General features: G+C 49.2%; 9 protein-coding genes and 2 rRNA genes (1 of these 11 only partly in view). 3 read left to right on the top strand and 8 right to left on the bottom strand.

The features are described from left to right. Together ACJJI5_RS20870 and rrf are read left to right on the top strand one after the other, a co-directional pair. A 23S ribosomal RNA gene (locus tag ACJJI5_RS20870) occupies positions 1-616 on the top strand; it begins 2,266 nt to the left of the window's first position. 203 nt (positions 617-819) lie between these two features. Then, positions 820-935 (top strand): 5S ribosomal RNA (rrf, locus tag ACJJI5_RS20865). A gap of 780 nt (positions 936-1,715) precedes the next feature. On the opposite strand, the gene ACJJI5_RS20860 is transcribed toward rrf, so the two are convergent. From ACJJI5_RS20860 to ACJJI5_RS20840, 5 genes are all read right to left on the bottom strand, one after another. Further along, positions 1,716-3,125 carry a M20/M25/M40 family metallo-hydrolase gene (locus ACJJI5_RS20860; RefSeq protein ID WP_444906451.1) on the bottom strand — a complete coding sequence of 470 codons (1,410 nt, stop codon included), beginning with the start codon at positions 3,123-3,125 and terminating at the stop codon, positions 1,716-1,718. A gap of 30 nt (positions 3,126-3,155) precedes the next feature. Beyond that, a complete protein-coding gene (locus ACJJI5_RS20855) occupies positions 3,156-3,506 on the bottom strand; it encodes a hypothetical protein (protein WP_413664329.1) in 351 nt (116 codons plus the stop codon). A 4-nt stretch (positions 3,507-3,510) separates the two neighbouring features. Next, positions 3,511-4,278, bottom strand: coding sequence for a TSUP family transporter (locus ACJJI5_RS20850; protein ID WP_444892752.1), 768 nt, complete (start codon positions 4,276-4,278; stop codon positions 3,511-3,513). An 11-nt stretch (positions 4,279-4,289) separates the two neighbouring features. Further along, positions 4,290-4,907, bottom strand: a complete 618-nt coding sequence (locus ACJJI5_RS20845) for a 1-acyl-sn-glycerol-3-phosphate acyltransferase (protein ID WP_444906448.1) — start codon at positions 4,905-4,907, stop codon at positions 4,290-4,292. A gap of 63 nt (positions 4,908-4,970) precedes the next feature. Then, complete coding sequence (locus ACJJI5_RS20840; protein ID WP_445355095.1) at positions 4,971-6,554, bottom strand: peptide chain release factor 3; 1,584 nt, start codon at positions 6,552-6,554, stop codon at positions 4,971-4,973. Positions 6,555-6,831: 277 nt separating this feature from the next. Here ACJJI5_RS20840 and ACJJI5_RS20835 point away from each other — a divergent pair, with 277 nt between their 5' ends. Beyond that, positions 6,832-8,598: an aminopeptidase P family protein gene (locus tag ACJJI5_RS20835; RefSeq protein WP_445355094.1), complete on the top strand. Its 1,767-nt coding sequence runs from the start codon at positions 6,832-6,834 to the stop codon at positions 8,596-8,598. Positions 8,599-8,632: 34 nt separating this feature from the next. On the opposite strand, the gene ACJJI5_RS20830 is transcribed toward ACJJI5_RS20835, so the two are convergent. The 3 genes from ACJJI5_RS20830 to ACJJI5_RS20820 all read right to left on the bottom strand — a co-directional run bounded on the left by ACJJI5_RS20830 (position 8,633) and on the right by ACJJI5_RS20820 (position 11,551). Further along, complete coding sequence (locus ACJJI5_RS20830; protein ID WP_444895235.1) at positions 8,633-9,307, bottom strand: response regulator; 675 nt, start codon at positions 9,305-9,307, stop codon at positions 8,633-8,635. Positions 9,308-9,313: 6 nt separating this feature from the next. Beyond that, positions 9,314-10,762 carry an ATP-binding protein gene (locus ACJJI5_RS20825; protein ID WP_444895234.1) on the bottom strand — a complete coding sequence of 483 codons (1,449 nt, stop codon included), beginning with the start codon at positions 10,760-10,762 and terminating at the stop codon, positions 9,314-9,316. A 267-nt stretch (positions 10,763-11,029) separates the two neighbouring features. After that, complete coding sequence (locus ACJJI5_RS20820) at positions 11,030-11,551, bottom strand: hypothetical protein (protein WP_445355093.1); 522 nt, start codon at positions 11,549-11,551, stop codon at positions 11,030-11,032. Positions 11,552-11,758 lie beyond the last annotated feature (207 nt).

Raw genomic sequence — 11,758 nt, 5'->3', positions numbered from 1 at the left:
GGTGCACTCAGCATGGTCGGAAATCATGCAATGAGCATAATGGTATAAGTGCGCTTGACTGCGAGACAGACATGTCGAGCAGGTACGAAAGTAGGTCATAGTGATCCGGTGGTTCTGTATGGAAGGGCCATCGCTCAACGGATAAAAGGTACTCCGGGGATAACAGGCTGATACCGCCCAAGAGTTCACATCGACGGCGGTGTTTGGCACCTCGATGTCGGCTCATCACATCCTGGGGCTGAAGCCGGTCCCAAGGGTATGGCTGTTCGCCATTTAAAGTGGTACGCGAGCTGGGTTTAGAACGTCGTGAGACAGTTCGGTCCCTATCTGCCGTGGGCGTTGGAGATTTGAGAAGAGTTGCTCCTAGTACGAGAGGACCGGAGTGAACGAACCTCTGGTGTTCCGGTTGTCACGCCAGTGGCATTGCCGGGTAGCTATGTTCGGACGGGATAACCGCTGAAAGCATCTAAGCGGGAAGCCTCCTTCAAGATAAGATCTCCCTGAGGCCTTGAGCCTCCTGAAGGGCCGTGGAAGACTACCACGTTGATAGGCTGGGTGTGGAAGCGTTGTGAGGCGTTGAGCTAACCAGTACTAATTGCCCGTGCGGCTTGACCATACAACAGAGATGGTTACTAACGACTAGCTAAGCTAGCGGATTGTGAGTTAGAGACATACGATCGCTTGCGGTGTATTACTACAGATTGTTTTACCGACTTATTTGGGGTTATCGCCGGTCAATAATATGACCGAGGCAAACAGCGATAACGCGGCAGGCCAAGCACTTTGCTTATAAGACCAACGCCAACCCAAGCCAGTTTGCCTGACGACAATAGAGTTGTGGAACCACCTGATCCCTTGCCGAACTCAGAAGTGAAACGCAACATCGCCGATGGTAGTGTGGGGCTTCCCCATGTGAGAGTAGGTCATCGTCAGGCTTCTAATCCGAAAGGGCCACCCAATAGGGTGGCCCTTTTTTTATGGCTAAAAATATTTAAAAAAACAAAAAACAAAAAACAAAAAAATAAGAAAGAGAAAGCAGAAAATACTTGGCAGAAATTAAATGAAAAAAAATAAAAGTAACTCTGAAAAACTTTTATGCTCAACTTTCTATTTAAAAAATCAGTCAGTAATTAAAAAAAGAAAAACCTAAAACTACCTGAGCACCTTAAACAGACGCTCTCCTAAAAAGCCTATAAAAATAGGTCTTTACCTACCTCCGTCGCACTTATATAAAAAATCATCCAACAAAAATAACTCGCGTAAAAACCAGAAAAGTACCCATACCACTCCCGCCAAAAATTAAATTTAGCCGGTAAAAATATCGGTGATTTTTTAGTCTCTGCAGTAATCCCCTGTAACCACGGGGCCTGTAGCCCGTTTATTAAAGTTATGCACAACTCTATCCAGACTTTCTGTTAGTAACCGCTGGCTGTGGAAATCTGCGCAAAAAGTGCTGCTTTTTTACCCGCCTTCAATAGAGCCAAGCAATCACGGGGCTGGCCGGGGATATCCCGGAGTTATACACAGCTCTATCCATGGTTTCTGTTGGTAACAAAGACGCCATAAAACGGACATCAGTTATTAACAGTGTTATGAGCGATAAATCTGTGGATTACTGCGACTGATTGGTACGCCAGTATTCGAGAGAAGAAAAATTTGGGGATAAAAAAAGCCCCACCAGGTGGGGCTTTAAAAATATCGTCTGTATCTTTTATTTATTCAGAGGCAGTAGGAACTCGGCCCAAGTCTCCTTCCATTTCTGTGGTCAGGAAAGACATTACAACCCAGGCCGCTACATTCTGGCGAAGATTCTCAGGGTCGACTTTATCCAGGGTATCGTTGGGTGTGTGGTGATAATCGAAGTAGTCGGTACCGTCCTGGTATAGACCAAAGGCTGGCACACCGCGCGCAACAAACACACTGCTATCTGGGCCACCGTAAGATTCATTATTCCCGCGCTCAATACCCAGGGGGGCGAGGAGTTGCATCATTTGATCTGCAATATCAAATTTGCTCTCAGGGAGACGGGTATCGAAACGCCAGACTTTCCCTGCTCCAAAGTCTGATTCGGAGACGGCAATAATATTGTCCAGTTCTTTTACGTGTGCCTCAACATACTGCTTAGCACCTACCAATCCGATTTCCTCTGCACCAAACAGCACGACTCGCAAGGTACGACGGGGGCGCTGTGGCAGCTCAGCAATTAGACGTGCAGTTTCCATAACAATGGCAACCCCAGCTCCGTCGTCCAAGGCCCCGGTGCCTTCATCCCAGGAATCCAGGTGCGCACCGATAATCATGACTTCTTCAGGTTGCTCACGGCCAGTAATCTCACCGATGACATTAAAAGAGGGGCCGTCACTCAGTCGCTCAGTTTCAACATCAAGTTTTACCTGGACTGGCTTGCCGCGTTGGAGCATAGCCTCGAGCAGGTTTGCATCAGGAGCGGAAAGTGCGAGTGCAGGAACTGGGTTTTCCACATCATCAACCGACATCATACCGGTGTGGGCAAATCGGTCTGAGTCGGTTCCTACGGAGCGCAACAGCATGGCAGCAGCCCCTTTTTCAGCGGCAGCGCGCATTCCCAACTTGCGGCCTTGCGCCGCAGGGCCGTAGCCTTCTCCCGTGCGCGCTCTCTCCATACGCTTATTGATAAAAGCAATTTTGCCTTTCACTTGGCTGGCTGGGGCCTTCAACAGGGCCTGCACATCGGGAAACTCGATAATTTCCGCTGTTAACCCTCCCGCAGGAGTGGCGGCGCCATAGCCGAGGGAGGAGACAACTAGTGGCTGGGGGAAAGGGGATATGACTTCGGCGTGAGCATGGCCACGAATCCAGCGGGGTACCTCAATTTGCTCGGTATAGACGCGATCAAAGCCAAATGCCTTCATTTTGTCTTGTGCCCAGGCAACGGCTCTTTCATCGCCCTCAGTGCCTGTCCGTCGTGGTCCAACCTCGACGGTCAAAGACTCTACGATACTGTAGGCGTCGGAGCTTTCCAGTGCCCGGTCACGCAATACTTCCGCCACAGATACATCTTCCTGTGACAGAGGGGCTGCCTGGGCTATTCCCAGTGCCATGGTAGTGATCAGTCCCCCGGTAAGGGAAAGCAGTGGTTTCAACATCGGTCTATCCTTTGTTAATACTCTTCGGTCTTAAGCTTTTGGCTCGTTATTTGATGAGGCCGCGATCAGTTGCTCGCGAATTTCACGTAACGTATGCAGGCCTTTTTCTGTAAATAAGTAGGGCGGTTCGCCAGTATATTCGCTGTCTTCAATACTGAGGCAACGTTGTCGCATCTCTTCAAGCTTTGGGTCGTGTCGCATTGGGCAGGCGAGGAGTGCTCGCCATTCAGTATCGCTGGCTTGCCCGGTGATTACATCTTCAAGGCCCTTAACAAAACTGCCTCGGTCCATTCGAAATCTGGGTCTGCGCAGGTGCATAAGAACCCAAACCACAATAACAAAGGCAATGAAAGAAAGAATAAGCGTTGCCAGCCAGGTCACGATATCAATCCTCCACTAATAGTTTTATTGCCACAGCAATGGTGGCAATAATGATTACCGGCTTGATAATACTGGCACCTCTTGCAATCACGAGGTTGGAGCCGAGACGAGCTCCTACAACCTGGGCAAAAGACATAGCGATAGCGAGCAATAGAAAAATATGGCCTCCAGCGATAAAAATTAGCATAGAGGTCACATTGGTAGCGAGCACAATAGGTTTTGTTGATGCCGTAGCCGCACGCATATTGTAGCCGAGTAGTGCTGCGAAGGCGGCTGCACAGATAGACCCCATCCCAGGGCCAAAGAAGCCCCCGTAAAAGCCGAGCCCACCGCCAACAACTAGATTAAAAGTAACGTTACTGATTCTGGGTTTTGAGTCAATGTCGGAAATGCGAGGGGACAGAATAAAGTAGAGGGCAATAGCAATGAGCAGGATGGGAAGTAAGGTATTGAGACCAGCCTCCCCAAGTGAAGCGACTGTTAAGGTGCCTAGGCAGGAACCGATAATTGCAGCAAGTAGTCCTGGCCAGAGGGGGCGTAAATTCAACTGGCCTTTTTGCAGGAAGTTAATGGTGGATGATAGGGTGCCAAAGACGCTTTGAAACTTATTGGTACCGAGAGCATCGAGTGGGGGAATGCCGGCCCAGAGTAAAGCGGGGAGGGTGATTATTCCCCCTCCCCCGGCGATCGCACTGACAAAGCCTGCGGTAAAGGCGATTACTGTCAGTATCAGGTAGGTATAAGTAGAAAGCTCACTACTTAACTGTATCACGAGTGGACTGGTTACCCCTTTTCAAGAGTACTTTCATTATCGTGGTAATACCCCTGATACTTGCTAAAGCGCTTTTGGATCTCTGCCATATCCTGTTCCAGATCACCGATAGGCTGGTACAGGGAGTCAATGCAAATACGCTTATTGGGAAAGTCCCAGGCAACAAGCAAAATAGGAACTTGAGCGGTATAGGAAATCCTTAAAAAACCGTTCTTCCAGCGCCCTACTTTTTTGCGGGTCCCCTCGGGAGTAATCCCCACCCACATTTTTTCATTTTCCCGGTAACTCGATGCAACTTGTAGAGCGATATTACCTGCGGCGCGCCTATCGGTAGGAACACCTCCAAGCCACATAAATAGTCCTTTAAACGGGAAGAAAAAAGCTTCCTTTTTCATGAGCCAGGAAATTTTAATACCCAATGCCATAATAAATGGCATGGCAACCACAAAATCCCAATTGGATGTGTGGGGAGCCAAAGCCACCATGACTTTTCTTTCTGGAGGGATTTCCCCATCCATTCGCCAGCCGAGCACCTTGATTATCAACTTGCCAATAGCTTTGGTGATGCGATTGCCCAGCCGAGGTACTTCATTGGGTACTTCAGTAGGTATTTCTACAAACTGACTCATTATTTGCCTCTTTCTTACTGCTGTCACACTAAGGTTTCAGCAAAGGTACTTAGCCTTGCTGCTTTAGTGTTCCCGCGTGGCATAAAAGCGAACTTCCGGATAGCGCTCTTCAGCCAATTGTAAATTAACGCGCGTCGGTGCCAGGTAGGTCAGGTGTCCGCTGCCATCGAGTGCCAGGTTGGTACTGGCCTTGCGCTTGAAATTCTCTAGTTCTTTGGCACTTTCACTATCTACCCAGCGCGCAGTGTTCACGTTGACGTTTTCGTAGATGGCTTCAACTTTGTATTCGTCTTTTAATCGGTAAGCGACTACTTCGAACTGTAGTACACCAACTGCGCCCACGATAATGTCGTTGTTATCCAGCGGGAAAAATACCTGGGTGGACCCCTCTTCAGAAAGCTGCTGAAGCCCTTTTTGTAATTGCTTTAATTTGAGAGGGTCTTTTAAACGTATGCGACGGAATAGCTCCGGGGCGAAATTGGGAATGCCGGTAAATTTCAGTGCTTCGCCTTCGGTAAAGGTATCGCCGATCTGGATAGTACCGTGGTTGTGCAAACCAATAATATCGCCGGCAATGGCTTCTTCTACGTGGGTTCGGTCGCCAGCCATAAATGTCACCGCATCAGCAATTTTTACATCCTTGCCAATGCGCACATGCTTCATTTTCATACCGCGATTGTAGGTGCCGGAGCAGACACGCATAAAGGCAATTCTATCGCGGTGTTTGGGGTCCATATTCGCTTGGATTTTAAAAACAAAGCCGGAGAATTTATCTTCGCTGGGCTCTACTTTTCTCTCTTTGGTTTCCCGAGATTGGGGTGAGGGCGCCCATTCAACGAAACCATCGAGCATTTCCCTTACGCCAAAATTACCCAAGGCCGTACCAAAAAATACCGGGGTCAGTTCACCGGCAAGATAAGCTTCCAGGTCAAACTCATGAGTGGCTCCACGAACCAATTCAATCTCTTCCCGAATATCCTCGGCGTACTCGCCAAGTAGTGCGTCAGCCTCAGCGGAATCCAGACCCTTAATTTGAATATCATCGGGAATTCTGTGGCCCTGACCTTGGGAGAATACATGGATGGTATCGGTGTAGAGGTTATAAACCCCCTTGAAACCTTTTCCTGAACTCAAAGGCCAATTGATAGGGGCAGCCTGGATATTCAGAACTTCTTCAATCTCATCCATTACCTCGATCGGGTCGCGAATATCCCGGTCGAGTTTGTTGATAAATGAGAGAATCGGTGTGGTTCGCAAGCGGCACACATTCATCAACTTGATGGTGCGGTCTTCCACACCTTTGGCCCCGTCAATCACCATCAGTGCGGAGTCGACGGCGGTGAGTACCCGGTAGGTATCTTCAGAGAAGTCTTCGTGCCCCGGTGTATCCAGTAGGTTTACAGTCCTCTCTTTGTAGGGGAACTGCATAACGGAAGAGGTAACAGAAATACCGCGTTCCTGTTCCATCGTCATCCAGTCAGAGCGTGCGTGGGGACCTTTTTTCCCCTTAACGGAGCCCGCTTGCTGGATTGCATTCCCGAACAAAAGAAGCTTTTCGGTCACGGTTGTTTTACCGGCGTCCGGGTGGGAAATAATGGCGAAGGTGCGGCGGCCGGCAAAGCCTGCCAGGGAAGAACTTTGACCCATACTTTAAGATTCGATCACTGGATATTCGAAAAAAATAGGGGCGTATTATACACGCAGGCGTTGCTCCGAGGGTGGGGTATACTGCGAAATTAGACTTGTCAGTTTACCAGCTCGGCGAATGGGGTCATGTCAATGGGCTGAGTTGCCAGCGGGACTGGCACACCTGGACAATTTGCTCAAATCCATTTGGATTAACACTGTACTCTGTTGTGGCCAACAGTCATCGAGGAGCTTTTAGCGGTGCAGTGGCAAACTCAGTTATTGAAGGGGAGAGGTTATGAGCCGGGAGCGTTTACAGGCATTGCGGGAAGAGTTGCAGCGGCAGGGTGTCGATGCTTTCTTGGTACCCCGGGCTGATGAGTACCAAAATGAAAGTGTGCCTGCGGCAGATGAGCGACTGCCCTGGCTGACAGGTTTCACTGGTTCCGCAGGAATGGCTGCGGTAGGCAGTCGAGAAGCGGCATTATTTGTTGATGGTCGCTATACCTTGCAGGCGCAGCAACAACTCGGTGATCAACCCATTGAGTTAATGAGCCTCAGTCAAGTCGCGATCATTGAGTGGCTGTGTAGTCAGCTGGATGCCGGTCAGTCTCTGGGGTATGACCCGCGACTGCACACGGAGCCGGGATTGGCCTTGATCAAGAAGCGATTGGCTGAAAGGGATATCCAACTACAGCCGATGGAACAGAGCCCGATTGATGCCATCTGGAATGACCGCCCCGCATCTCCCTGTGGGCCTGCGCGCCCACACCCCTTCATCTTTACTGGTGAGCATTCCAAAGAGAAACGGCAGAGGATTGCCCGACGTCTCGCAGAAAAACGAGCCGATGCTTTATGGCTACCAAATCCTGAAAGCTGTGCTTGGCTTTTTAATATCCGTGGAGAGGATATTCCGCACTTACCAGTGGCCTTGGCCAATGCAGTCCTTTATCGGGATGGCAGTGCAACTCTTTATTTGGGGGAGGGCGCTGTAGGGGATGCGTTGATTGAGCACTTGGATAAAGATGTAAGTTTAGTCGTGGCCAAAGGGGAATTATTTGAAAATATTAAGCGCCGCCACGTCAATAAAATATGGATAGATCCCCTGATTAGCAACAGTTGGACTTTACAGCAATTGCGGGCACTGGATATTGAACTAATGCTGGAAGGTGACCCGGTCACTGAAGCCAAGGCCTGTAAGAATGCGATTGAACTGGCAGGCAGCCAGGCTGCACACGAAAGGGATGGTGCTGCGGTGTGTGAATTCCTGGCGGAAATACCTGAACAGGTTGCCACAGGCCATTTTGACGAATTGTCCGCAGTAAAGCTTTTACGAAGTAAAAGAGAGGCTCGCGAAGGCTTTCAGGGCAACAGTTTTGAGACAATTTCCGGCTATGGTCCGAATGGGGCCATTGTTCACTATCGGGTGAGCCCTGAATCCAGTTTGGCTATGAAGCCAGAAGGGGTATATCTGTGCGATTCTGGAGGCCAATATCCAGATGGCACCACTGACATTACCCGAACAGTCGCTCTGGGTGAGTTCCCGCCTTCGGCAAAAGAAAATTTTACCCGGGTTTTAAAGGGACATATTGCAGTTGCGACTTTGCGATTCCCCAGGGGGACTTGTGGAGAGCAAATTGATGCGCTTGCACGCCGTTCGCTTTGGGAGGTAGGGCTGGATTATGCCCATGGTACCGGTCACGGTGTTGGTAGTTACTTAAGTGTTCACGAGGGGCCACAGCGGATAGGTAAGGCTGTAACAGGTGTTGCTCTTCAGCCGGGGATGATCGTTTCCAATGAACCGGGGTTTTATCTCACTGGGCAGTATGGCATCCGTATTGAAAATTTGGTGTTTGTGAAAAAGAGCGAAAATTATCCAGATTTTCTAGAATTTGAAGAACTTACGTTAGCTCCGATCGACCGTAATTTGATTGACGTGGCACTACTCACTGAGACTGAACGGGAATGGCTGAATCGCTACCACCAGAGGGTGCGAGATGTGATTACCCCGCTGGTTACTGAAAAAACTGCTGAATGGTTAAAATTGGCTACTGAAGCTTTGTAGTGTGAATCTGGGGGCTGCGTGCCCCCAGGCATAATTAATTTATCTCAAACTTATAGCCAGCACCGTAGACAGAGTGAATCAACTCTTTTTCAGGCATAAGCACTGATATTTTTTTGCGCACTTTTTTGATGTGGCTATCAATAGTTCGGTCGCTGATTACGCGGTAATCGGAATAGATACGGTCCATGATTTGTTCGCGGGAAAAAATTCGACCGGGCTCACTGTAAAGTAGGTCAAATAGGTGGAACTCCAGCGCAGTAAGGTTGGCGTCTTTACCTCCGATTCGCAGTTGCCCGGTATTTCTATCTAGTTCGATGCCACCATTTCCGACTTCGCCCTTTTGTGGTCGACGGCGCAACACCGCTTTCACCCGTGCGACGAGTTCCCTGGGGCTGTAGGGTTTACAAACATAGTCGTCGGCACCGGATTCCAGGCCGCGCAAACGATCGGGTTCCTCAATTTGCGCAGTCATTATAATAATTGGAACGTCGTTGCCTTTTTGGCGAATCTCTTCGCAAATCTCCATCCCATGCCGCCCAGGTAGCATCAGGTCGAGAAGGATCAAATCCGGTTTCATAGTTTCCACTTTGGGGACAACCTGATTACCATCAGAAATGATCTCGGCTTGATAGTCGGCGGCATGAAGATAATCCAGTAGTAGGTGCGCAAGTTCGGTTTCATCTTCGACTATTAATATTTTGGCGCTCATAACTTCCTACCATTTAATCCTTTGGCTTAGGGGTAAAAAAATACTTATTTCAAGACCGCCCATAGTGGACGGAGTTGCAGAAATGCTACCCTCGTGTGCTGTAACAATATTTTGGCAAATTGATAGCCCCAAACCCGCACCGCCGGTTTCCCGGCTGCGTGAACTATCTGCTCTATACAGGCGCTCGAACAGGTGTGGTATATCAGCACTGGCAACACCGGGGGCGGAGTCGGCGAAAGTGATAATGGCTGTTCGGGCTTCACAGCGCGCAGTTACTTTGAGTTGTCCCCCACTATCGGTGTAGCGCAGGCTGTTGGTTAACAGGTTGCTAAATAACTGATTGAGGCGTGCTTCATCTGCGTAAACTAACTTATCTTCCGATAGTTGGAGGTCACTGCTTAAGCGAATACCTTTCTGGTCGAATGGAATTTCAAAGTCTTCGATAACACTTCGTAGGATATTCTCCAGGGAGATGTCGGACTTGCAGTAACTTAGTGCCCCCGCGTCGGAGAGAGACAACTCATAGAGATCATCTATCAGGCGGCTCAATTGTTGAATTTTGCTGTGCAGTATGCGCAGGTTCTCTGGTGTGGCTGATCTGATACCGTCTTGAATGGCTTCAATCTGCCCTTTTAATACTGCGAGAGGTGTGCGCAGCTCATGCGAAATATCTGCCATCCACCGGTTTCGGGCATGTTCATTTGCTTCCAGCGTTGCGGCGAGCCGATTAAAGTCAGCACTTAATTGGCCCAGCTCATCTCGCTGCTCTATATCAATACGGGTTTTGAAGTTGCCGGATGTAAGATGGGATGTCGCTTCTGTCAGCTTACGGATGGGCCTTACCAGCTGCCAGGCAAGGGGGATGGCAATGGCCAGTGCCAGAATGAAGGTGGCAACAGAGATAAGAGCGAAAGTCCGCGATTGCTCTTTAACAAACCCTACGGCCAAATCATCATCTAACACGGGTAGTGGATTGATAGCCAGGTAACCAACGGTTTCTCCGTTCACAACCAGAGGCTGCATTACCATGTTCTCAGATCCTGAATAACGACCTATCAGAGGTCTTTTTTCTTTGTTCAACAGGACCAGGCGGGCATTAAGCGACTTGCCCACTGCATGTTCAGGTGGGGGCTCAGGCGGGCGGCGGGGGCCCCTCGTACCCGGAGGTGGACGATGTGGGGGTGGCATATCCTCAAAGTGACTGGACATCACGCGTCTGTGGAGTCTTTGCCAGCGCCTGCTATTGCCGTCGATAGATTGCCAGCTCCCTTCGCTGGCGTAGATTTCTTGTAACTCATCTACCAAATCGCCGACCTCGCGAAGCTCCTGAGACTGGATATAGGTCATAAAACCATGCTTAAAGCTCCACTGAAAGAATACGAACATCCCGCCAACAGTAATTGCTGTAGTCAATAAGAAAGCGAGGCTTAGTTTATAGCGAATATTTAACGACATAGCCGGTAGCTTGGATTTCAGTAGCCTGTGTTCACAGTGAGCTCAGGTGCATTTTACTCTGTTTCCACTGAGGAAACGCGGCTCAGAAGATCAAGCCTACACTTACTGTAAATATCAGAGCAATCTTTTAACACTCCGAGAGTCTCGCGATAAGAGCCCAAGCTAAGTGCCAATAAGCTTAGCTTGGTTATCCAAAGCTGTTCTTGGGGCCTCCATGCCCTGAGTCGGTGAGAGAGATTGAGTCCCTACTGGTAGTTACTTCTATTGTTATCCCGGTTTGCCTGTGCTTACTCCCGGCTTTATTGGAGATGTAGAAAAACGATGCAATATCAGATCGGGCTTATCGAGCCGGATAAATAGAGTTGCAAGAATTCTCTTCCCTCCCCGGCTCCAGGTACTGTGGTCATGGGCGTTAAGAGTGACAGTAATTTGGTTGAAGCCCGATTTAAACAGCTTGTCGGGAAGGTGTAAGTCTGGACCATAGATTCGTTGTATTTTCTTACCATTGATATAGAGATGGGCATGACCTTCCAGATATTGCTTTGAGGCATCATTGGCGTGGCGAGGGGATTCTAATTCGAACCGGTCGTAGTCTATATGTAGGTTATATCCGGACATTTTATCGCGACTAATGTCCAGTTCGATGCGCGGTGCAGCATTGTGTAAAGGGATCTCGACTACTGGGTGTTGGTCGCCGTTATGGCTCGTGTGTGAGTTTGGCTGTGCTGTAGCAAGGTTGTTCATTCCCCAGATAAAAGACCCGATAAGAACGGCTCGAAGAATTTTCATTATTGTCTCACTCCCAGGTTTGGCGATGGGGCAACAAACTTCATTCAAACTGCTGTTGCTGTGAATACTTCTGGTTACCAGTGCTTTTAGTCTATCGGGTGCTATTGCTCCAGTTACTTCCATTACCTGGGGTGTGGGTCCCCGTAAAAACAAGGGACCGCAAAGCTTACACTTACTGCGACTCCAGGGAGATTTCCGGCGTATTAG

This window comes from Microbulbifer maximicatervae (SeqCode) (assembly GCF_052467955.1).
This window is presented reverse-complemented; position numbering and strand designations above follow the sequence as displayed.